The organism is Snodgrassella sp. (assembly GCF_024103505.1).
Lineage (GTDB): Bacteria > Pseudomonadota > Gammaproteobacteria > Burkholderiales > Neisseriaceae > Snodgrassella > Snodgrassella communis.
Genome location: NZ_JAGGIJ010000003.1, coordinates 64,302 through 86,772 on the forward strand (window position 1 = coordinate 64,302; position 22,471 = coordinate 86,772).

General features: G+C 44.0%; 18 protein-coding genes. 11 read left to right on the forward strand and 7 right to left on the reverse strand.

What is annotated here, in order from left to right; all coding sequences use genetic code 11:
• The first annotated feature begins 5 nt into the window (after positions 1-5).
• The 4 genes from J6578_RS04485 (at position 6) to J6578_RS04500 (ending at position 6,174) form a co-directional block, all read left to right on the forward strand.
• Positions 6-3,914 (forward strand): SPM autocatalytic domain-containing protein, encoded by a 3,909-nt coding sequence (locus J6578_RS04485; RefSeq protein WP_287953984.1) that lies wholly within the window; start codon positions 6-8, stop codon positions 3,912-3,914.
• Between the two features lie 574 nt (positions 3,915-4,488).
• Positions 4,489-5,376: a LysR family transcriptional regulator gene (locus J6578_RS04490; RefSeq protein ID WP_287954046.1), complete on the forward strand. Its 888-nt coding sequence runs from the start codon at positions 4,489-4,491 to the stop codon at positions 5,374-5,376.
• Positions 5,377-5,573: 197 nt separating this feature from the next.
• A complete protein-coding gene (locus tag J6578_RS04495; RefSeq protein ID WP_287953985.1) occupies positions 5,574-5,840 on the forward strand; it encodes an aldo/keto reductase in 267 nt (88 codons plus the stop codon).
• A gap of 7 nt (positions 5,841-5,847) precedes the next feature.
• Positions 5,848-6,174 (forward strand): aldo/keto reductase, encoded by a 327-nt coding sequence (locus J6578_RS04500; RefSeq protein ID WP_287953986.1) that lies wholly within the window; start codon positions 5,848-5,850, stop codon positions 6,172-6,174.
• An 84-nt stretch (positions 6,175-6,258) separates the two neighbouring features.
• Here the strand turns inward: J6578_RS04500 and J6578_RS04505 are convergent, their stop codons facing one another.
• Positions 6,259-7,299 carry a zinc-dependent alcohol dehydrogenase family protein gene (locus J6578_RS04505; protein WP_287953987.1) on the reverse strand — a complete coding sequence of 347 codons (1,041 nt, stop codon included), beginning with the start codon at positions 7,297-7,299 and terminating at the stop codon, positions 6,259-6,261.
• A 496-nt stretch (positions 7,300-7,795) separates the two neighbouring features.
• Between J6578_RS04505 and J6578_RS04510 the strand changes: the two genes are divergently transcribed.
• Positions 7,796-8,386: a CHAP domain-containing protein gene (locus J6578_RS04510; protein ID WP_093091073.1), complete on the forward strand. Its 591-nt coding sequence runs from the start codon at positions 7,796-7,798 to the stop codon at positions 8,384-8,386.
• Between the two features lie 83 nt (positions 8,387-8,469).
• Here the strand turns inward: J6578_RS04510 and J6578_RS04515 are convergent, their stop codons facing one another.
• From J6578_RS04515 to J6578_RS04530, 4 genes are all read right to left on the reverse strand, one after another.
• Entirely contained in the window at positions 8,470-9,147 is a 678-nt protein-coding gene (locus J6578_RS04515) for a protein-L-isoaspartate(D-aspartate) O-methyltransferase (RefSeq protein ID WP_051608126.1), read from the reverse strand.
• Positions 9,141-9,893: a 5'/3'-nucleotidase SurE gene (gene surE / locus J6578_RS04520; protein ID WP_287953988.1), complete on the reverse strand. Its 753-nt coding sequence runs from the start codon at positions 9,891-9,893 to the stop codon at positions 9,141-9,143. Before surE ends, J6578_RS04515 begins: the two co-directional genes overlap by 7 nt.
• Before the next feature lie 504 nt (positions 9,894-10,397).
• Positions 10,398-11,534: a polyamine ABC transporter substrate-binding protein gene (locus J6578_RS04525; protein ID WP_093091079.1), complete on the reverse strand. Its 1,137-nt coding sequence runs from the start codon at positions 11,532-11,534 to the stop codon at positions 10,398-10,400.
• A 174-nt stretch (positions 11,535-11,708) separates the two neighbouring features.
• Positions 11,709-13,325 carry an inorganic phosphate transporter gene (locus J6578_RS04530; RefSeq protein WP_287953989.1) on the reverse strand — a complete coding sequence of 539 codons (1,617 nt, stop codon included), beginning with the start codon at positions 13,323-13,325 and terminating at the stop codon, positions 11,709-11,711.
• Between the two features lie 618 nt (positions 13,326-13,943).
• On the opposite strand from J6578_RS04530, the gene J6578_RS04535 reads away from it, so the two are divergent.
• Entirely contained in the window at positions 13,944-15,587 is a 1,644-nt protein-coding gene (locus J6578_RS04535) for a lactate permease LctP family transporter (protein ID WP_287953990.1), read from the forward strand.
• A 65-nt stretch (positions 15,588-15,652) separates the two neighbouring features.
• Here J6578_RS04535 and moaA read toward each other — a convergent pair whose 3' ends face one another.
• Entirely contained in the window at positions 15,653-16,627 is a 975-nt protein-coding gene (moaA, locus tag J6578_RS04540) for a GTP 3',8-cyclase MoaA (protein WP_037406208.1), read from the reverse strand.
• Between the two features lie 196 nt (positions 16,628-16,823).
• Between moaA and J6578_RS04545 the strand changes: the two genes are divergently transcribed.
• The 5 genes from J6578_RS04545 to J6578_RS04565 all read left to right on the forward strand — a co-directional run bounded on the left by J6578_RS04545 (position 16,824) and on the right by J6578_RS04565 (position 21,174).
• Positions 16,824-17,072, forward strand: coding sequence for a MoaD/ThiS family protein (locus J6578_RS04545; RefSeq protein WP_037406207.1), 249 nt, complete (start codon positions 16,824-16,826; stop codon positions 17,070-17,072).
• 1 nt (position 17,073) lies between these two features.
• Positions 17,074-17,535, forward strand: coding sequence for a molybdenum cofactor biosynthesis protein MoaE (locus J6578_RS04550; RefSeq protein ID WP_093091089.1), 462 nt, complete (start codon positions 17,074-17,076; stop codon positions 17,533-17,535).
• Positions 17,526-18,137, forward strand: coding sequence for a molybdenum cofactor guanylyltransferase (gene mobA / locus J6578_RS04555; protein WP_287952374.1), 612 nt, complete (start codon positions 17,526-17,528; stop codon positions 18,135-18,137). The genes J6578_RS04550 and mobA overlap by 10 nt, the downstream gene beginning before the upstream one ends.
• Positions 18,134-19,324: a molybdopterin molybdotransferase MoeA gene (locus J6578_RS04560; RefSeq protein ID WP_287953991.1), complete on the forward strand. Its 1,191-nt coding sequence runs from the start codon at positions 18,134-18,136 to the stop codon at positions 19,322-19,324. The genes mobA and J6578_RS04560 overlap by 4 nt, the downstream gene beginning before the upstream one ends.
• A gap of 452 nt (positions 19,325-19,776) precedes the next feature.
• Positions 19,777-21,174 (forward strand): RtcB family protein, encoded by a 1,398-nt coding sequence (locus tag J6578_RS04565; protein ID WP_287953992.1) that lies wholly within the window; start codon positions 19,777-19,779, stop codon positions 21,172-21,174.
• A 206-nt stretch (positions 21,175-21,380) separates the two neighbouring features.
• Here J6578_RS04565 and J6578_RS04570 read toward each other — a convergent pair whose 3' ends face one another.
• The gene (locus tag J6578_RS04570; protein ID WP_287950154.1) at positions 21,381-22,469 is read right to left on the reverse strand and encodes a fatty acid desaturase family protein; all 1,089 of its coding nucleotides are present in this window, start codon (positions 22,467-22,469) and stop codon (positions 21,381-21,383) included.
• Between the last annotated feature and the right edge of the window lie 2 nt (positions 22,470-22,471).

Sequence of the window (22,471 nt, forward strand, 5' to 3'; positions counted from 1 at the left end):
TAGGTATGCATTGCTTTATTAAAGGTGAAGGTTTCCAAGGATATCTTAATTTAGACTCTTATATAGCCGAAAAGAATTCCTATGATTTGACTGAAGCTCAAAAAGCGGAATTAAAATCAATTCTAACAGATATCAGGAATAGGCTTGCTCATGGCGAAGATGCAAATTATTCCAAGGCCTATGATTATTTAAAATCTACTATTCCAGCCGGTAATGTGGATGCCAATGGGTTAAATTGGTGGCTGAATGTGGCTGTGGGCACCAATAGCCGCGGACAGGCCGGCGGAGTCTTGGGCAATGTAATAGATAAAGCACTGCGCGTAAACACTGATCTGATTTTACGCTCCCGGCTGGGCAGATTTGATTGTAATAAATATAATAAATTTTCTAATGATATGGCTGCTGCTTTGCTAAACAATATAGCCGAATCTGGCAGAGTTTCGTTAGATGGTATTTTAAAATCGGATGCACAAGGCTTTACCCGCTTTGACCCAGATAGCCTGACTCCCAAGGACTGGCCGGGTTCGACACTTGACTGGCATCATCTTGATAAAATTGATACAGATAGTATCAACCTAGGGGATTTATTAAGAACCATGGGTAATCTTGCTGTTGGAACCTACAATTTTCGGAATGATCCACTTAATTTTGGCGGCTGGATTTGTGAAGATCTGAGAGACTGGCTTGATTTACCTCGCGACGGTAAATATTATGTCTATGACCCGCTGGTACTGGATCTGGATGGTGATGGAATTGAAACGACTGGTTCGAGAAAATTAAGTGGGGCGTTATTTGACCATGATGGTGATGGTATCCGTACGGCTACTGGCTGGGTAAAGGCTGATGACGGCCTGCTGGCAGTAGACCGTAATGGCGATGGGATTATTAATGATGGTACGGAGCTCTTTGGTGACAGTACGCTGCTGGCGGATGGCAGCAAGGCGGCCAATGGCTATGCGGCACTGCGCGAGTTTGACAGTAATGGCGATGGCCGGGTAGATGCGCAGGATGCGCACTTTGATCAGTTGCGCGTGTGGCGTGATTTGAATCAGGATGGTATCTGCCAAAGCAATGAGCTGTTTACGCTGGAGCAGGTAGGCGTGAAAGCATTAAATCTGGCCAATAAAAACAGTAATACCAATTTGAAGAATGGTAATACGCTGGCTCAGATCGGCAGCTATGAAACCACTGACGGGCAAAATCGGGTTATGGGTGATGTGAATTTCGAGCATAAGCCGGTTTTCAGTGAGTATGCTGAGGAAGTAAAACTGACTGAGGAGCAAAAGCAGGCGCCTAATCTGAAAGGTACGGGGCGGGTACGCGATTTACGCGATGCTGCGGCGCTGTCTCAAAATCTGGCTGCGGTGTTGCAATCTTACGCGCAGGCGCAAACGCGCTCGGAGCAACTGGCATTGCTGGATAAGCTGCTGCTGGAATGGGCTAAATCCGATCCGCAGTTTGATGAAAATGCTGACTATGCTTTAGGCATGAACTGGGTGAATACTGGTTCTGCCAGCTCTGGCGGTTCTGCGATCAGGCCATCTGAAGAAAGTAAGCTTACTGTTGTTGATCCGGAATGGGCGAAGAAGTTTAAGACTTATAGTGATAAGCTGAATGTGCTGAATGCGTTTACTGGTGAAACCTCAAGATTATTCTATGCGGGTACGCCAAAGCAGCGGCAGAAGCTTCTGGATACGATTGATAAGACTTATAACGGAATTCGCACTAGTCTGTATGAGAGTTTGTTATTTCAAACGCGGCTAAAGCCATATATGGAAAAACTTACCTTTAAGCTGGAAAATGATGAGGTTTCGCTGGATTTTTCGGGTATTGCGGCTACTTTTAATCAGGTTTTCCAGCACAATCCGCAAAAGGCGTTTGTGGATTTAGGTGAATTTTTGGCTTATCACTATACGGGCTTCTGGCCGGATGGGATGAAGCTTTTCGGTGAATATGTTGATTACGCGAAAGCGCATAATGTATTGGATCAGTGGTGTGATCTGCTAGGTAAGACGGTACAGGATAAGCTAAGTGTGCAGTCTGGCAGTGATGGCAATGATATTCTGATTGGTACGAATCTGCTTGGTGGTGGCCGCGATATTCTTCAAGGCGGTGCCGGAGACGATGTGCTTATTGGTGGTATCGGCAATGATGAGCTGGACGGTGGCGCCGGATCGGATGTGTATGAGTTTGCACGTGGATTCGGGCGGGATATTATTCGTAATCATGATACCGGGGTAAATAAGGTTGATAAAATTCGGTTTACGGATGGTATTGTGCAGGATGAGGTGATTTTTGCCCGTAATGGTAATCATCTGTTGTTGAAAATCAAGGGTACTTCTGATCAGATTACGGTAGTAAATTTCTTTACTGGCGATGGTCATGGTGGCGACCAGATTGATGTGGTAGAGTTTGCTGATGGCTCGCAGCTTGATGTAGAGGCAATCAAGGTGTTGTTGTTAAAGCCTACGGCAGGCAATGATGTGCTGATTGGCTATGAATCTGATGATACTTTGATTGGTCTTGGCGGTAATGATGTACTTAAGGGTCATGGCGGTAATGATTTTCTGGATGGCGGTGACGGCGATGACAATCTGGATGGCGGTGCCGGCAATGATGTGTTAATCGGTGGCGCCGGCAATGATTTTATCTATGGCGGTGATGGCGATGATACGATTAACGGCGGTACGGGCAATGATTATCTTGAAGGTGGTATAGGCTCGGATTTATTTGTATTTGATAAGAACTTTGGCCATGATCAGCTGCTTGAATTTAATCCTAGCGGTAAAGATGTTAATACGGTGTTCTTTAATAATTGGTCAAAATATGATTTTACCTATTCCCGTAAGGGGCAGGATCTTTATATTACAGCGAAGTATTCTGATGATTCGCTGAAAATTATTAATTTCTTCCGTGAATCTGGTGTTAATCAGATTGATGTGATTAAATTTTCTGGTTGCGGGCAGTTGAATGTTGATGATATCCGTGCACTCACTCAGTTAGGTACTAATGGCGATGATGAGTTATATGCTTATGGCTCTAAGCCTACTTATCTGCATGGTGGTCTGGGCAACGACCAGCTATTTGGAGCAGATGGCAATGATACGCTGATCGGTGGTGCCGGCAATGATCGCCTGTATGGCGGTGCCGGTAATGATTTCCTCTTTGGTGAGCTGGGTGATGATTATCTGGATGGTGGTAGTGGAGATGATCGTTTATACGGTGGTGTAGGCGATGATATTCTTGTTGGTGGTCTGGGTAATGATTATCTGGAAGGTGGTACTGGCAATGACGTTTATGTTTTCAGTAAGGGGCATGGTCAAGATACTATTTTGGAATATAATCCTTACAGTATGGATGTGAATACGATCAGATTCAAGGATGTTCGGGCTAATGAGGTGGTGTATCGCAAGGATGGCTTTGATCTGGTTATGTCTGGCTATAATGGTACAGATTCTGTTGTGGTTAAAAATTTCTTTTGCAGTACTGTGCACCAGATTGAGGTGTTCGAGTTTGCGGATAAGACGATAACCCGGCAACAGCTTGGGCTGGATAAGGTTGGTGCCTTTGCTCAGAACGGTATCATTACCCCTGCAAATCACATGGATGCGATTGGGCTTTATAATGATGATGCTGATTTATTCAGTATTAATTTTGCCCGTTTTGCTGACAACCATGTGGCTGAAAATGACAATGTGAATCATCTGAATGGTGTGCAATATTTATTTGATAAAGGTTCAAGCGAATATCAAAATTCAGGTAATGCTGAAAATGCACAGGTTACGACACAGGTGCAATATTTGATTACGGCCATGGCAAATATGTCGTCTGGTCATGCCGAGGCTTTAGCTGCGCCCGAACAGATAGTATTGACTCAGCAGGATAGGGTGATATCTGCCTACTGGGGTAGTTAATTATTGATTTTGGTTCAGAAGCCTGCAATTAATTTTGCAGGCTTTTTTATGGACTGCTGTATTTGAGTTTTTATTTTTGCAGATCAGTTGTTGTTAAGGTAACGCTGATGTGGAAAATTATGCTGCGGGTTTTGGTTTGTATTCAGATGGGTTATATGATTGCGTAAATGGTGCATATTTGAATAGTAACACTGGCTTTTGTCTGATTTGAAACAGGGACAATCGGTACTTTATTTTTTATTTGCATTAACAACCCGATGTACATTATTTGCAAGTATTTTATATTTTAGGGTTATGCTATTTTAGGAGATGGTTACTGTGCTAGCTTTTTAGGTTGTGGAGATCTTGAATGATACTTTATTCTGTCACGGTAGTTTGATGAGAAAGTCTATATAATGTTTAATTTAAAGTAACTTTGTCTGTATCAGTGTAAATACTTTTGCTATGCAGAACGGTTTATTAGCTAGGATAAGGGAGATAAGCGGGAAAATATGTGTAATCAATACCGGTTCAATCGGAATATACGCTGAATAATTCGGCTATTTACAGCCGGCATCTGCCTACAATTAAGCAACTGCAATATTTTCTGGCGGTATGTGAGGAAGGCAATTTTCGCAAGGCTGCCAGCAGGCTGGGGATAAGCCAGCCACCACTATCCATGCAAATTAAGGCGCTGGAAGAGAAACTGCAAACCACGCTATTTGTACGCAATACCCGTTATGTGCTGCTTACTGCACAGGGCAGGCAATTTCGAGATAAGGCCAGAAGCTGGCTGGAAGGTTTATCACTGGCAATAAGCAATATCAACCCCTACTCTGCTGACCGGTTAACAATTGGTATTACTAAAATTCTGGGATTTAATTTTGTTCCGCTGTTCCATGAATTTAGTAGCCGTTTTCAGCAGCACATTGATCTGTTGCAGCAGGACTATTCTTCTAAGGAGCTGCTGGCTGAATTCAATAAAAATAATATTGATTTGGTGATTATTTCTGATTATAAACATGATAGTCATCAGGCCAGCAGTTTATTGGTCTATCAGGAAACCATGCTGCTGGCTTTACCGGAAAACCATCCGGCTTGTGCACAGGAAAAAATAGATTTAAATGCGGTGGTGGATTTACCTCTTTACTGTTGCAAACGCTATCAGAATCCGGCGTTGTACGACCGGCTGCAAAAAATAATCAGCCAATTATCCACTCCGCTGGTGTTGCAGCAGAAATTGCATAATTTTTTAACTATGCTGATGGAAATTGCCATGGGCAGGGGTATGTTGTTGCTGCCAGCATCAATGGCACAGGCTCATGTGGAGGGAGTGGTGTATAAAAGGCTGTCTGCAAAATATGAGCAGCAGCTATCGATGGATATGCATCTGCTCTGGCATAAGTCGGCAGCGGACAACATCATAATCAATGAGATGATTGGGTACTTTAAGCTTCACAATACAGCTTCTGTATTCGTATAAAGACTTTATATCCTGCTATCCTAAAAAGACACAATAGATTGATATGTTTTTTATATCAATAATTTTGTATTTCTCTTCTCAGGTTGAATTATTTACTATCAATTTCAGCAATCAAGCATCTGCCTGATTTGAACTAAGTATATGGAATACTGGATAAAGCAGTTCAGGCACAATTAATTCTGATAGGATAATAAATAATGACTCATTCTTTACCCCAACGAAAACTTGGCCAGCATCTTACTGTCTCAGCCATTGGCTATGGCGCTATGGGGCTGAGCGAATTCTATGGTGCTGTGGAGACAGCACATGCACAAAAGATATTGCATCAAGTAATTGATTGTGGCGTTACTTTGATAGACACAGCGGATATGTATGGCCGCGGTGAAAATGAAAAGCTGATTGGTTCGGTACTGAAAACGCTGTCTGATTCAGCTCGGGCGCAACTCACTATTGCCACTAAATAAAGAAGATTTGGCTGAAAATGATTTCCGCCGTACCAATCCGCGCTTTCAAGATAATAATCTGGAACATAATAAACGGCCGCTACAGGCATTAGAACCCATGACGATCAAATACAATTGTACTATGGGGCAGATTGCGCTGGCATGGTTGCTGGCACAATGGGCACATATTGTACCGATTCCGAGTACCAAAAATGAGAAATACTTGCGCGAGAATAACCAGGCCAGCTTGTTGCAATTAGAAGAATCGGATGTCAATCTATTAAATGATCTGAAAAACTGTATTCAAATTCAAGGAGAACGGTATACGCCTGAAGGAATGAAAGGTATCTTCTGAATTTAGGCATACTCATGTCTGAGTAAGTGAATAAGCAGTAACTACCTCGCCACTGAATTTAATCTGTGGCGGGGTACTGTTAAATCAATGGCTGATAATTAATAATGATTTAATTGCCTGACGCTGATCCATTGCCTGATAGGCAGCCTGAATATCGGCTAAATCAAAGCGCTGGTTAAAGACTTTGCCCGGCTGAATTTCTTCATTCAAAACTGCTTGCAGCAATAGGTCTTTATCATATGTGGTAACGCTGGCAATACCACCACGCAAACCGATATTACGCCAGAAAATATCGCCGGTTTTGATTTCAGTCTGCTGTGGTACGCCTACACAGCCAACAATGGCGCCCGAGCGCGCAACTGCAATGGCTGTCTGTAAAGATTGTTTGGTACCTACGCATTCCAGTACGGCATCTGCTCCAGCCTGACTGGTGAGCGCTAATACTTTTTCAACTGCTTCATCACCTCGTTCCGGTACTATATCGGTAGCACCGAACTCCTGCGCCAGTTGTGCTCTGTCCGGATGCCGGCTCATGGCAATAATACGTTCTGCACCACGCAATTTCGCTGCAATGACACCACACAGGCCAACTGCACCATCTCCCATGACAACTACGGTATCACCGGGTTTGACTTCGGCACTGGCCGCGGCATGATAGCCGGTAGCCATGACATCGGCTAAGGTGAGCAATGAATTCAGCACGCTATCGGAATAATCCTGTGGCTGGCCGGGAATTTTAACCAGCGCCCAGTCTGCATTGCTAAAACGCAGATACTCTCCCTGATAGCCACCATTGCCACCCTGCTCCTGATTCTGGCAATTGCCGTCAAATCCGGCCTTGCAGGCAGCACAATGTCCACAGCCATGAGTAAAGGGTACGATAACAAAATCACCACTCTGAATATGCGTTACTGCATGGCCTACAGCTTCGACGATACCGATGGCTTCATGCCCGACGGGGCTTTCGGTTTTGCGCTGGCTGATACCGCGAAACCACCATAAATCTGAACCACAAACACAGGCACGGACAATACGGATAATGGCATCGGTAGGCTGCTGGATAACAGGTTTATCCATTTCTCGTATGGCCACTTCACCGGGCGCAACAAATACTGCTACTTTCATGGTTATCTTTCCTTAGCTGTTGAATTAAATCAATTTTGCCGTTAGTTTATAGCGGTTTAATCATCATACCATGCCAGCTGATAAAGAACAGATTCGTTTAGGTTATGATATTTTAGACTGTGGCTTATAGCTGGTATTGATGTAACAGTAATGCTATTGCTACAGATAAGATATTAGATATACAAAATACATTTAATTAACGGATTAAACATTAATCTGATATATTTAGATTTATGCTTCTGTTTATATTCACTTGGCGTGATTTGTATAGTACTCATGTGTTATTACTAACTGAATCTGATGCAGTTATATTGTGGCAACTATGCGATGGATATGTTTTTTTTTGCATGATTATGTCCAGTATTATGTTGTTAATCAGTGCATATGGCAGAAAAAATTAATTGTGTTTCTATTATATACCGCTATATTATTTATATATTCAGAAATAAATAATATTTTTATTCCTAAATTATTATCATTCTATTAATGAGTTTATATGGCTAATAGATATAAAAAAAGTGTTGTATTGTTTTTGGGTTTATCGCTATTTAGTTTTATTGTTTATGCTCAGTTTTTTGATCAAAGACAAACAGGTGCGCAAAAGGTTGGTCAGGTTGTCGATCAGTTTAATGGTGTCAATGTATATTACAATGGGCAAATAAGTCATGTCAGCGGGCGTAACCTAACTAAGGATGGTTACAATTTAGGGCAAAAATATCAATGTGTTGAATTTATAAAACGCTATTATTATGAGCGTTTCAAGCATAAAATGCCCGATAGTTATGGCCATGCTAAAGATTTTTTTGATGCTTCGATTGCCGATGGCCATATTAATCCAAAGCGTAATTTGCTACAGTTTCATAATGGTTCGCCAACTCGGCCAAAAGTTGATGATATTATCGTTTTTAGCTGGTCGCAATATGGCCATGTTGCCATTATAAGTAAGGTTAGTAATAATGAAATTGAAATTGTGCAACAGAATCCAGGCCCTTACGCGAGCAGTCGCGCTACTTATCCATTAATTTATAAAGATGGATTATGGAAGATTGATAATTTCCGTGTATTGGGCTATTTACGTAAAATCTGAAGTTATGACTATCCATGCTTAGTACGCCATTGATTCAAGCAGCTACATTGATATACGCCCGCTGCTGGGACTGCGATTAATATTTAATTGTCATTTACCAGTGGCACAAATAAAGTCTGCTGTACACAGGTTTCCTGAAAACCTTCAGCAGTTTTATCGATTACCCATAAAAACTGTACTCCGCCCTCATCCAGTGGTAGTACCATGCGGCCGCCTACTGACATTTGCTGCAATAAAGGCAGTGGTACTTCTTTAGGGGCGGCTGTGAGAATAATGCCATCAAAGGGTGCTTCCTGCGCTAGACCCAGATAACCATCACCGCATACAAGCCGGGCATGAGCCAGTAAGCGCACTGCGCGCAGATTCTGCTTGGCACGTTCATGCAACGGGCGCAGGCGCTCTATTGAATAGATGTCACGTAAACCGAGTGCTTGCAGAATTGCTGTCTGATAACCACAACCGGTACCGATTTCCAGAATGCGCAGTTTATTATTTATCGGGCGTTTGTCAAACAGCAACTGTGTCATCACTGCTACGGTATAGGGCTGGGAGATGGTCTGTCCCAGCCCTAGCGGCAGGGACATATCATCATAAGCATGGGAGCGCAGTGCTTCTTCAACAAAAACATGGCGAGGCACAGCAGACATGGCCGCCAGTACTTCGGCTCGGGTGATTCCCATCTGCCGCAGTCTTTCCACCATCCGTGCTCGTCGGAATTCATATCCGGTCCAGCTTACGCCCTGTCCCACTGTTGTCACCACTGTATATCTTGCAAAAATGTGTTTACTGTACCCAATTGCTGGTAGTTGGTTAAATCTAGTGTCAGCGGGGTAATGGTAACAAAGCCGGCTTCATTGGCGCAAAAGTCGGTATCCTGCCTGCTGGTATCGGCAGCACCCACGCCTCCGATCCAGTACATGGTTTCTCCACGCGGGCTATTAAACGGTACAATACACTGATCATGATGCCGCCGTCCCAGTTTGGCCACCTGATAGCCCTGCACTGCTTCTACGTTAACTGCCGGAATATTGATATTCCATAAAACGGGCTCGGCTGCTGGCTGCGCACACACTCGGGCTAAAACTGTATGCACTGCTTTTTCAGCCGTAGCCCAGTACTGGCCGCTGCGGTCGTTAATAGAAAATGCCAGAGCAGGAATACCCATTAGAAAAGCTTCGGTAGCAGCAGCTACGGTGCCGGAATACAAAACATCATCGCCCATGTTGGCACCATGATTGATACCAGACAGAACTAAATCAGGTTTAAAATCGGCCATGGTATGTAGGGCGACATGGATACAGTCGGTTGGTGTGCCATTAACATAATAAAAGCCATTCGAGGCTTTTTTTATGGACAAGGGGCGATTCAGGGTAAAAGAGTTACTCACACCACTCTGATCACTTTCCGGTGCCACTACTCTTACTTCGGCAAACTGTGCTGCAACCTTAGCCAACAAGGCAATTCCCGCTGATAAATAACCATCATCATTGCAAATTAATATTTTCATAACCATCCAATTCAAAATTTCTGTCCGGCTGCCTCTATATTTTCAGGACTGTTTATCCTGTTATGACCAGTCAACCCCGTTTATTTGTCAGGATACATGGAGGCGGTTAATACTCAAAGCAGTCTGCGCAAAGCAGATATTATTTCAGGTGCAGCCAGTATGCTTATTTGCTACTTGTTATTCCACATTTTTTTCTGTGTACCTTCAATTATAACAATCTGTATACATTTGGCATTTCCCCGGCAGTTAATTATAAGGGTTTATATGCATTCTGGCAGCCTTATCGGCAATTTTTGCCCTATTACGCCAATATCCGGTACAGATATTGATCGTGAATCAGGCGTTCACGGTGCCAACAGTTAAAGCAGTTGGTCTGTTATCGCTATATTATTGTATACAGCATAAATGCAGAAAACGAACCGGAACGGTTCGTTTATTACTCAATTCTAAGCTAGCTCAGCAGATAATTTCAAGCAGAAAATTCTGCATTGGTATACAAGGCCACTACTGCCCCGCCTTTACTTGCTGAAACAGTCGTACAGCCAAACGGACTGCATCCTGCGATTTGGGCGATACCACAAAACTTTTCTCCAGTACTTCCTGTGTAGGGAATATACTCGGATCGCTACTGATTTCACTGTTCATCTGCGCCCGCGCCGGTTTGCTGGCTGGAGCAAAGGTGACATAGTTACCATTTTTCGCGGCCACTTTCGGGTCGAGTGTGTAATTGATGTATTTTAAGGCATTGGCTACATTCTGAGCATCTTTGGGAATCATAAAGGAGTCAATCCATATCCCAACACCCTCTTTCGGAGCCAGTACCTGCAAATGTACCCCGCTTTTGGCATCTTCGGCTCGTTTTTTGGCAATATTCAGATCACCACCATAACCCGTAGCCACGCACAGGTCACCGCGAGCCATATCATCAATATAGCCGGAAGAACTGAAACGTTTCACATCATTGCGCACGGATTTAATCAGGTTGGTAGCAGCACGGATATCATCAGGCTCACTGCTGTTCGGGTCTTTCCCCAGATAATGCAAAGCCAGCGGATAAAGTTCTGTAGGACTGTCAAACAGGGAAATACCACAGCTTTTCAGTTTGTGTGTGTAGGCTGGATTAAATACCAGATCCCACAAGTTATCCGGCAGTTTGCCATCCAGTGCCTTTTCTACCAGTTCGGTATTAATCCCGATTGTATTCATGCCCCAGAAATACGGCACTGCATATTTATTACCCGGATCTACTTTATCCATCATTTTCAGCAGATCAGGATCAATATTGTTGTAATAGGATAGCTGGCTTTTATTTATCGGCTGGTAAGCACCCGCCTTGATTTCACGGCCTACGTTGGCTATAGATGGTACAACCAGATCATAGCCGGAACGGCCAATCAGAATTTTGGCCTCAAGGGTTTCGTTACTATCGTAATAATCGTAGCGAACCTTAATCTTGTTTTCTTTCTCAAATGCTTTAACTGTATCGGGATCAACATAATCCGACCAGTTATAGATATTGAGCTGGTCAGTTGAATTCATAACTGCGTTACTGGAGGCAGCATTTTTATTTGCTGTACCGGCATCCGAACAGGCAACCATCAGCACACTTACGATGGCTGACAATACCAGTGATTTTTTCATACATGATTTCCAATTTGTATGCCCGCGGTAAGGCGGGAAGCAAGTATTTATGACGTGCACCAGCACAGCCACCACTAAACCGACATTAAACTGTGAAATAACGCGCCTTGCAAGAGCATTTGGCAAATTATTACAGAGTAGCTGCCAGTAAGGACACAAAACAGTAATCTGCAATCAGAAAATCAGGCGGAAAAACCAGAATAATCCACCGGCCAGCGCAATGGATACGGGCAAGGTAAGTACCCATGCCATCAACAGATTACGGATAGTAGATTTCTGCAAACCGCTTTTATTTGCAGCCATAGTACCGGCAATCCCTGAAGTCAGTACATGAGTAGTGCTCACCGGCAGACCAAAACGATCTGCTGCCAAAATCAGTGCAGCGGTTACCAGCTCAGCAGAAGCACCCTGAGCATAGGACAAATGGGTTTTACCGATCTTTTCGCCTACGGTGACTACAATACGCCTCCAGCCAACCAGTGTACCCAGCCCCAGTGCTAAAGCCACCAGTACTTTTACCCATACTGGAATATATTTGGTGGCATGGTCAATCGATCGGTGGTAGGCGTTTAAATTATTTGTCTGTACTGTGTTAAGTGTATATTGGTTATGCAGGGTATTTTTTTGCAATAATGTTAAAGATTCGGAAACCAGATACATATCATTACGGATGTTACCCACTTGTTCAGGCGGCAAATTACGCAGGCTGTCGCTTTTACTTAGATTATGTTCAACGATTTGTATCAGTTGTGCCAGTGCAGCCAGTTGCTCTGATGTACCCTGTTTGTCTTCTACCAACGCTGTTACCTGAGTACGCACATCGGTATTGGTATGCAATACTAGCCCCGGTGGCAGTAATTCTTCGATGGTTTTCTGCGCCGCCTGTGAATTGGCGGAAAATTTTGCCCATTCCTCTTGTGGTACGGCATGATTGAGTGCATATGCCATTGGTACTGTACCAATCAGTATCAGCATAATCAGTCCCATGCCTTTTTGCCCGTCATTCGAACCATGAGCAAAGCTAACTGTAGTACAGGTAAAAATCAGTAACAGACGAATCGGCCAAGGTGGCGGTGCATCGTTTTCTGGTGCTTGATACAACGCAGGAATACGCAGCAGCCTTTTTGCTACAATAAGCAGCAACGCTGCCAGAATAAAGCCTAATAGTGGCGAAAATAGCAGTGATTCACCCACATGAATGACCTGATTCCAGCTCACGCCACTGGTACTTTGATGCGTTGACATCAGTTGATTGGCCACGCCTACCCCGATAATTGAACCGATCAGTGTGTGCGAGCTGGAAGCCGGCAATCCCAGCCACCAAGTACTCAGGTTCCAGATAATGGCAGAGGAAAGTAAAGCAAAAATCATTGCATAGCCAACATTGCTGCCCATGTGCAGAATTAATTCCACCGGCAGCAAAGAAATCACGCCATAGGCCACAGCACCGGTGGACAGCATCACGCCGAGAAAATTAAAAGCTCCTGACCAGATAACTGCTGTATTTGGCTTGAGTGAATGCGTATAGATAACGCTGGCTACTGCATTGGCGGTGTCATGAAAGCCATTGACAAACTCAAATGCCAGTGCAATCAGCAATGCTACTGTTAATAATGCATATACTATTAATGAAGAACTGGGCACACCCTGCAAATCATGGTAAATACAAATACCTGCATAAGCCAGACCGCCTAGCAGGATCAGCAGAAACACTATTTTACTTGCTTTACCAGTTTTCCCGGATGCCGACATAATTGCCCCAGACGAAGAAGTCGCAGATGACGCAGACACAGTTTTCTCCTGTTACCAGCTTTTATTCTGACTTATTGTAAAAGACCAATATGACAATTTTGTGACAGACAAAAATTTATTGTCTATTGTTGGAAATTCTGCTTATTTCGCCATTTCCAGTCACTTGCGATCTGTTTACAAACAGCCACATATCTGTGCCTACAGTACATTCAGTTTTATTGACAATGCAAAGCTGAATTCCTCATCTGCATTATTGAGTTACATCAGTATACAGAAGGTAATTAAACTCTACTATTGCCATCTTACAAAAATTGAACAATTCGGTTGCATATATGTCACTACAATAAAGCTGAAATTACGGGAATTGATTTTATCTAGTATACAGACAAATAACGTAATAAATTAATATATTTATATCATACAATTACCATGCAGATAAGCAAAAACTGACTTAATTCAGACTAGTTACCAGCAATTACTTCTATTAAAATAAAAATACAAATATTGACGTTTATGCTTTTATTTTTTAAAGTAACAATTGCTATTGCAATCTGTATTGTCCGTATTAATAATCAATAACATTTATTTTTCATAAATCACGCACGTCTATTTCATTAAATTGATGACAAACAAACTCATACATTGAGGAGGAATTACATGCACACATGGGTACAAAATTACTCTGCATTAGGCAACAGCATTTATCTCACCGTGCTGGCTGCCCTGTTACCGATTATCTTCTTCTTTGTGGCACTGACAGCCTTGCGCATGAAAGGTCATATTGCCGGTGCCATTACCCTGATTCTGGCTATTATTGTGGCAGTAGCAGCTTACAAAATGCCTTTCACTCTCGCCTTATCCGCTGCGCTATATGGTTTTTTCTATGGCTTGTGGCCGATTGCCTGGATTATTATTACTGCCGTTTTTCTCTACAATCTTACTGTCAAAAGCGGCCAGTTTGACATTATCCGCGCATCCATTCTTTCTATTACTGAAGACCAGCGTCTGCAATTGCTGCTTGTCGGCTTTTGCTTTGGTTCTTTTCTGGAAGGCGCAGCCGGATTTGGCGCACCTGTTGCCATAAGTGCGGCACTGTTGGTAGGACTGGGCTTCAAACCCCTATATGCAGCAGGTTTATGCCTGATCGCCGATACAGCACCCGTTGCCTTTGGCGCATTAGGGATTCCGATTCTGGTAGGTGGACAAGTATCCGGTCTTGATCCGTTTCATATCGGCCAGCTTGCCGGTCGGCAATTACCCCTGATGTCTATTGTGATTCCGTTCTACCTGATATTTATTATGGACGGAATGCGCGGTATTCGCCAAACTTGGCCGGCACTGCTGGTTTCCGGTATTTCCTTTGCCACCACTCAATTTATTACTGCCAATTTTATCGGGCCGGAATTGCCAGATGTCACCTCAGCGCTGGTAAGTTTGGTGTGTCTGGCACTGTTTCTGCAAAAATGGCAGCCAAAACAGATATTCACCTTTAGTGGTATGCAGCAGCCAAGTGAACAGCACAAACGCAAAGAATATAGCATCAGCCAGATTGCCCAAGCTTGGTCACCTTTTATCATTCTGACAGTCTGCGTTGCCGTCTGGACAATCAAACCCCTGCAAGCGTGGTTTAATTCATTTAGCCAAATCAAAATTCACTGGCCTATGCTGGACAATCTGGTGATTAAAACCGCGCCTATTGTCGCAGAAAACACGCCTATCGCCGCCGAATTCAAGCTGAATCTGGTAGGTGCAGTCGGTACATCCATCTTATTGGCATCCTTCATTTCCGTATTGATTCTGAAAATAAAACCACGTCTGGCTATCGATACGTTCAGACACACCCTCTACGATTTGCGCTATCCGATACTGTCAATTGGTCTGGTACTGGCATTTGCCTATGTGGTTAATTATTCCGGCCTGTCATCAACATTGGCACTGGTACTGGCCGATACTGGTAAAGCTTTCCCGTTTTTCTCGCCATTTCTCGGCTGGATAGGTGTTTTCCTCACTGGCTCTGATACTTCTGCTAATGCCTTATTTGGTGCATTACAGGCCAATACGGCCATGCAGGTAGGTATGGATCCGGTGCTTGCTGTTGCGGTTAATTCAGTCGGTGGGGTAACTGGCAAAATGATTTCACCACAGTCTATTGCCATCGCATGTGCTGCGGTAGGACTGGCTGGTAAAGAATCTGATCTGTTTCGCTTCACCGTGCGCCACAGCCTGCTCTTCTGTGTGATTGCCGGCCTGTTTACCGTCGTACAAACCTATTTGCTGCCATGGACATTAACCTTGTTCTGATTGCCCATACAATAAAAGCCCGCTCAATACAGCGGGCTTTTGTTTGGCTGTGATCACCGCTATGGCTAACCACCGGTTTTCGCCATAATGCGCACAATTTTGTCCGGCTGTTCATTAAATTCATGTTTTTCAGGTTTCAAATCCACCGCCCGCTGAATGGCATCTTCCAGCTGTGCTTCTGAACAATCAGCCAGCAGTAATGGCTTTAATGCCATACTTTGTTCCTGCCCCAGACACAGATACAAAGTTCCATCAACCGACATGCGTACGCGATTACAGGTGGCACAGAAATGCTGTGACCGTGGTGTAATCAGTCCTAAGGTGAAACGGCCATCAACACTTTCCCAATATTTAGCCGGCCCGCCTCCGTATACCCGCTGGCTCTCATGCAGCTGATACTTCGGCCGCAGATTTTCAATCAGCTCCAGCAGATTAAAATATTCCAGTTTCCGCCCGCTTACACCCATAGGCATTACCTCAATCAGCCGCAGAATAAAGCCATTGGCAATACAAAAGGCCACCATATCCTCAATATCACCGGTATTCACCCCCGGCAGCGGCACCATATTAATTTTAATCCGTTCAAAGCCTGCATCCCGTGCCACCTGCAAACTGTCAATTACTTTATCGAAGCTATCCTTGCCGGAAATCTCCTGCACACATTCACGCCGCAATGAATCCAGACTGACATTCAGCCGGTTCAGCCCTGCTTTACGTAAATCATGAGCAAAATGTTTAAGCTGCGTACCATTGGTGGTCAAAGACAAATCTTCTACCCCCGGCAAAGCTGCCAGCCGTGCTACCAGCTCCGGCAGATTTTTACGTAACAACGGTTCGCCACCGGTTAAGCGAAATCGAGACACGCCCATGCGGGCAAAAGCCCCGGCAACACGCTCAATGTCCGCGAACGACAACCAGTTAGCTGGCTTTTCAAATTCGGTAAATCCCTGAGGAATACAATAGGTACAGCGTAAATCGCATTTATCCGTTACCGAAATGCGTAAATAATCAATACGTCTGTTGAAGCGGTCAATCAGCATGAGAAAAGTAAGCGCCTGTAAGAAGGAAAATCATTTCAGAAACAAAAAACAAGACAAATATTTGGAATAATTAAGAAAAAAGCCGCATTTTATCCCATTTTACTCCTTAAATTCAATTGCATCAGCAACAATCATCTGCCACAAAAAGAAAAAACACGGCATAATAAACAATTATTGATTGATCCATGTTTTTATCATGATTACCGTGATTTATCTGGCACGTTTTGCCGAAGAGCTTGGCCTGACACAGGAACAGCTATCTCCCAACTTTACCGACAGCGATGCCCTTTTAGCCTACCTGCGCCAGCGTGGTGCCCCATTTAGTGAGGTTCTGGCAGCCGGTAAAGTATACAAAATTGCCGTCAATAATATTATTCAGCATGGCTGTGCTGCCCTTAAAGACGGTGACAGCATAGCACTGCTACCACCAGTAACCGGAGGCTAAAATGCAAATTCGGATACAAATACAAAACGAAGATTTTGACCTTAGCCAAGAACTGGCACTGGTTGACGCCAGCGCACCTGATTGCGGCGCTGTGGTCAGTTTCATTGGCAAAGTGCGTGGCCATGATAATCCGCAGCAGCCACTCAGCCACCTCTATCTTACCCATATGCCCGAAGTAACCGAGCACGAAATCAGCAAAATCATTGCTCAGGCAGCAGAACGCTGGTCATTACCCTATGTCTGCGTGATTCACCGCGTAGGCAAACTGCCAGTAGGCGCACAAATTGTACTGGTACTTACCGCCAGCGGTCACCGCGAACATGCCTATCAGGCCAATCATTTCATCATGGACTACCTGAAAACCGAAGCACCATTCTGGAAAAAAGAATATTTTGCTAACGGCCAGCAGCACTGGGTAGAAATGAAACACAGCGACCAGCAGCGCACTCAGTCATGGCAATAGATGCTCAGCTTGGCCTGATTGTCCTTGCCGGCGGTCTTGGCACTCGCGTTGGCGGTGCCAACAAAGCCTTACTACCGCTTAACGGCCAGCCGCTGCTGGCACATATTCTGCGCCAGCTTGGCGATTGCAGCGACCACATTATTATCAGTGCCAACCGCGATATTGCCCAGATACAGACTTATGGCTATCCGGTTTACCGCGATCTGCCTGCATATGCACAGATGGGACCACTGGCCGGTATCATCAGCGCAGCACAGGCCTTACCGGAACATATCGAATACCTGCAAATCGTACCGTGTGATCTGCCACGATTAAATGCCAACATCATCTTCCGTCTGTATCAGGAACTGCATAAGCAGCCCGAGCTGGATATTGTTTGTGCTGCCGACGCCAGCAATCTGCACCCCATTGTCTGTCAGATGCGCCGGCGTCATTTGCAGCCGATCCGGCAACAACTGAACAGCAGCGGCAAACACAGCGTACGCTCAATTATTCAGCCTTATCGCCACGCCATCGTTACTTTTGCCGATAGCACCCCGTTTACTAACTATAACAGCAGCGCTATGTTTACCAGCACGCGCAGCGGAGCAACAACATCATGATGGATTTTTATCAGGGACAGGAAACCTTACTACAACAGGCCAGCCGTATAGTCGACAGTGAAATCGTCCCCCTTAATCAGGCTGCCGGCCGCATTCTTGCCCAACCACTTATCGCCACTGCCGATGCCCCTGCATTCGACAACAGTGCCATGGATGGTTACGCCGTCTGCGGACTGGACTGCACTGCATGGCAACTTATCGGCACTGCTGCTGCCGGTGACACTCAGCAACTAACCCTGCAACATGGACAGGCTGTGCGCATCTATACTGGCGCCGGCATTCCGAGCAATACCGATGCCGTCATCATGCAGGAAAATACCAGCGTTAATGGCGACAGCCTGTGCAGCACCCGTACACCTGCTACCGGTGACAATATCCGCCGCCGTGGTGAAGAGCTGAAACAAGGTACTACCCTGCTGGAAAAAGGTGCCCTGCTCAACGCACAGGCAATCGGGCTGGCTGCCTCACAAGGTGCAAACGAACTGCATGTGTATCAGAAGTTGCGCGTCAGTGTATTTACCACTGGCGATGAGCTGGTAAGCGGCAATAGCCAGCTACAACAGCATCAGATATACGACAGCAACCGCCCGATGCTGCTGGCCAGCCTGAGCGAATATGCGTTTATTGAAATTATTGATGGCGGCATTCTGCCTGATAAACTCGATATCATCACCAATACCCTCGCCAAGGCGGCAGACAGCAGCCACAGCATCATTATTTCCGGCGGTGCCTCAGTAGGCGACCGCGATTTGGTTAAACCAGCCCTGCAACAGCTAGGCAATATTGAACACTGGAAACTGGCGATAAAACCGGGCAAACCTTTTGGCTGGGGCAATATTAAACAATGCCGCGTTATGCTGCTGCCCGGCAACCCGGTTGCCAGCTTTGTTACTTTCAAACTGCTCGGATTACCGGCACTGCAAACCGCAGCCGGCCGTCATATCATGCAGGCATTACCCGAATGCTATCAGGCCAAAGCTGCCTTTAGCATTGTGCCCAATCAGCAAAAACGGCGCGAATTTTTACGTGGCACGATCCGCTTTACCAATAACGGCCCCGAAGTGCAGCCATTGGCCAAGCAGGGATCTCATATGCTGTCTGGTTGCGTTGATGCACAGGTATTAATCGACATTCCCGCGCAAACCGATATTCAGCATGGGCAATGGTTGACTGTTTATCCTATATAAATATTTGATTTACTTAACAAAGCAAAAAAAAGCCTATGCTAAACATAGGCTTTTCTGTCATTTTTTATTGATTCACTTGTGTCTTTTAGAGGGTAATTCACCTTACCTCCTAAAAATTCGTATGCATTCGTGTAGCCTACCCATAAGCTTGCCTTTTGCATAACAATAAGTAAGCTTATTGCAGAATGCATTAGGAAAGACGTTGCCATTCCTGACTAATACAGGCATCTGCAACATGTTTTATACTGAAACACACCCATTATTTAAAACATCTTTATCAAAATCAGTTTTTTTAAATAGCAGATCAGCTAAATATCTTTTTTATCGATACTTTACAATTTAATAATCTTTATATACAATGCGCCCGCTTTCCTGAATCGTGCTGCTGCAGGAAAACAGTAATTATCCTCTCAGGAAGAGGAGGCTTTTTTATTGTTTTCTAGGTGGCAATGATGTCTACATTTATCCGTTTACAAAAACGATTATCCCGACTTGGGATTGAATGTCATTTTTATAATAATATCTATACTTTTCATCAACAAAATACAACTGCTCAAGTATTATTACCTCAGGCTTTGCCTTTAGAAGAAAAAGCAGTCAGGCAGTTACTGGATTTTGCATCAGTCAACGTACCTGACAGCTTAGGCCACGTGTGCGCAGCTCGAGCAACACCTGATTTTCACCCGGGCGCAATTGCACCAGTGGGCAGTATTGTGGCAACAACAGAAGACTTAGTTATTCCGGCAGCCATTGGCACTGATATTAATTGCGGTATGCGGCTTTTAGCAACTGGCTTAAGCTATGATCAAGTGAATGAACAAAAAGCAACCATTATCGCGCAACTCAAACGCGTATTATTGCAAGACGAGCGTAATGTTCCTGTTACACCGCAATCCTTTCAAGCATTGTTTGATGATGGTATAGCTGCATGGGTAGCGGCATTACCACAACAAGGTTTGTGGCAAGAAGTCAATTTAAAGCGACTACTGGCGGAGATTAATCAAATATCAGGGCAATCATTAATTACAGCGGATAGCAAATATGCGCCGGAGGCCTTTTTTGAGGCGCGAAACATTATCCGCCCAGCTAGCTTAGGTACAGTTGGCTTAGGTAACCATTTTGTTGAATTACAAATTGTAGATGAAATCCTTGATCGACATTTAGCTTATCAAATGGGATTAAAGAAAAACGCAATTGTAATAATGATTCATACCGGTTCGCGTGATGTGGGATTTTATATTGGTAACCGCTGGCAGGATAAAGCCAAAGCCTTATGGCCAGCAAATGCAAAATATCCAACATCAGGCTTATTTGGCTTAGCAGATGATGATGCACAAAATTACCTACAGGCGATGGGCGTTGCTGCACGTTATGCATGGATTAACCGCATTGTCATCACTGAGTTAATACGTAAAGAACTAATGGCGATTTTTAAGCACGATAATAGTCAATTAATCGTGGATATTTCGCATAACATTATTTTACCTGAGCATGGCATGAATATTCACCGTAAAGGAGCTACACCAGCCAATGATGGCGAATTTGTATTAATTCCCGGCTCAATGGGAGACTATTCTTATGTAGCAGTTGGCAAAGGAAATCCAGATTGGTTATGGTCTTGCTCGCACGGTGCAGGCAGAGCTGAAAAACGGCAATCAATGCGTAGCAAAAAAGTTATGTCTGATCAGGATAATTTATCATGGCAATGTATTACTTTAAAAGAGGAACGTTTACGTGAAGAAGCCCCTGCGGCGTATAAACCGATTACCCCGGTAATCGAAGCCCAAGAAAATGCTGATTTAATTCAGCCTGTAGTAAAACTTAAACCTTGGATCACTTTTAAAGCGTAATCACAAAAGCAGCCCAAGTTTTGTCAGTTTGGGCTGCTTTTATTGTTCTGTTGAGATATTGAACGTGAGAATGAATTATTGCTTATGCTATTAAATTGTCCATTATCCGAATAGGCTTTCACCAATAAAGCTTTGATAAGAAGATAAAATATAATTTATTTCCGGCTGGAATAAGATTTAATGCGGTTGCTTTTATTCCTTAAACATCATTCAACCCGCCCCATCTGTTTTAAAAAAATTTGCTGCTGTATAAACAGTTCAGGCAGAGTGATTTCATGATAATCAATCTGAAATTGCTTAGCTATTTGTTGGATAATCGCCGTTAAATGTAAGTAATGGCGATGGCTGAAACCGGGATAGATATGGTGAGTTAGGTGTAAATTCAGCCCGCCTAACCAGTATTCTATAATAGGATATTTTAATCGCCAATTAAGCGTCGTATTAAATACATGTTGTGTTGAACCATGTGGCATAAGACCATCAGTGGGCGCTTGGTAAAAAGTGGCTTTTGCCCAGTGGGTACCAAGAATCAGTATGACAAAAATCAGAGAAGCACACAGTTGGCTTAGTCCATAGGTGATGAGAATAAATCCTACACTGAATTGAGGACAAATAACTAAAGGAAGTACGATTGCCAGACTCACATGCAATCCTTTTATCATCAGAAAGGCAAACCAGCCAACGACACCATGATGGGTGAATTTATTTTTATCAAATTTTAGTCCCAACCGGTCTTGCCAGTCGAAACACCAGATAATAGCGGGAAAGGTCATGGCAGCAACCAATGGCCAGTAATAATGTTGATAACGCATAAACCAGTGATGCACTTGGAAAGGTGTCTGCCGGAGTACACCATTATAATCAATATCCAGATCGTAATTCTCAATATTGGTAAAAGGATGGTGCTGTACGACATGGCGTATGCGCCAACATTCCGGATCAATACCAAGCGGAATAGTCACAAGGCGATTAAGCCAAGTGTTGGCTTTGCTGGATTTAAAAAACACATTATGCGATGCGTCATGCACAACATTAATGGCTAATAGCAAGCCTAGCGAAATAAATATAACATAACAGAAAAAAAATAAATAAGCTGAGTGCTGATTAAGCGCACTGATATAAAACCCAAGACACAATATGGATAGTAAGCCTAGCTTAAAAAACATACCGCCATCTGCATAACGGTGATCTTTTGCCGTAAGTAAATAATTTTTAGCCGCGGTATTTAACGCTTCACGTAATGCTGCATCTTGTGTATTACTGAAAAGTAATATTGACTTGTTCGTACTTGGCATTA

Bases quoted from the DNA above. Each gene is read 5' to 3' on its own strand.
- J6578_RS04535 (WP_287953990.1), top strand. From the start codon at position 13,944: ATGCACACATGGGTACAAAATTACTCTGCATTAGGCAACAGCATTTAT.
- J6578_RS04510 (WP_093091073.1), top strand. From the start codon at position 7,796: ATGGCTAATAGATATAAAAAAAGTGTTGTATTGTTTTTGGGTTTATCG.
- J6578_RS04565 (WP_287953992.1), top strand. From the start codon at position 19,777: ATGTCTACATTTATCCGTTTACAAAAACGATTATCCCGACTTGGGATT.
- J6578_RS04505 (WP_287953987.1), bottom strand. From the start codon at position 7,299: ATGAAAGTAGCAGTATTTGTTGCGCCCGGTGAAGTGGCCATACGAGAA.
- J6578_RS04560 (WP_287953991.1), top strand. From the start codon at position 18,134: ATGATGGATTTTTATCAGGGACAGGAAACCTTACTACAACAGGCCAGC.
- J6578_RS04525 (WP_093091079.1), bottom strand. From the start codon at position 11,534: ATGAAAAAATCACTGGTATTGTCAGCCATCGTAAGTGTGCTGATGGTT.
- J6578_RS04550 (WP_093091089.1), top strand. From the start codon at position 17,074: ATGCAAATTCGGATACAAATACAAAACGAAGATTTTGACCTTAGCCAA.
- surE (WP_287953988.1), bottom strand. From the start codon at position 9,893: ATGAAAATATTAATTTGCAATGATGATGGTTATTTATCAGCGGGAATT.
- J6578_RS04495 (WP_287953985.1), top strand. From the start codon at position 5,574: ATGACTCATTCTTTACCCCAACGAAAACTTGGCCAGCATCTTACTGTC.
- J6578_RS04485 (WP_287953984.1), top strand. From the start codon at position 6: ATGCATTGCTTTATTAAAGGTGAAGGTTTCCAAGGATATCTTAATTTA.
- moaA (WP_037406208.1), bottom strand. From the start codon at position 16,627: ATGCTGATTGACCGCTTCAACAGACGTATTGATTATTTACGCATTTCG.
- mobA (WP_287952374.1), top strand. From the start codon at position 17,526: ATGGCAATAGATGCTCAGCTTGGCCTGATTGTCCTTGCCGGCGGTCTT.
- J6578_RS04570 (WP_287950154.1), bottom strand. From the start codon at position 22,469: ATGCCAAGTACGAACAAGTCAATATTACTTTTCAGTAATACACAAGAT.
- J6578_RS04545 (WP_037406207.1), top strand. From the start codon at position 16,824: ATGATTACCGTGATTTATCTGGCACGTTTTGCCGAAGAGCTTGGCCTG.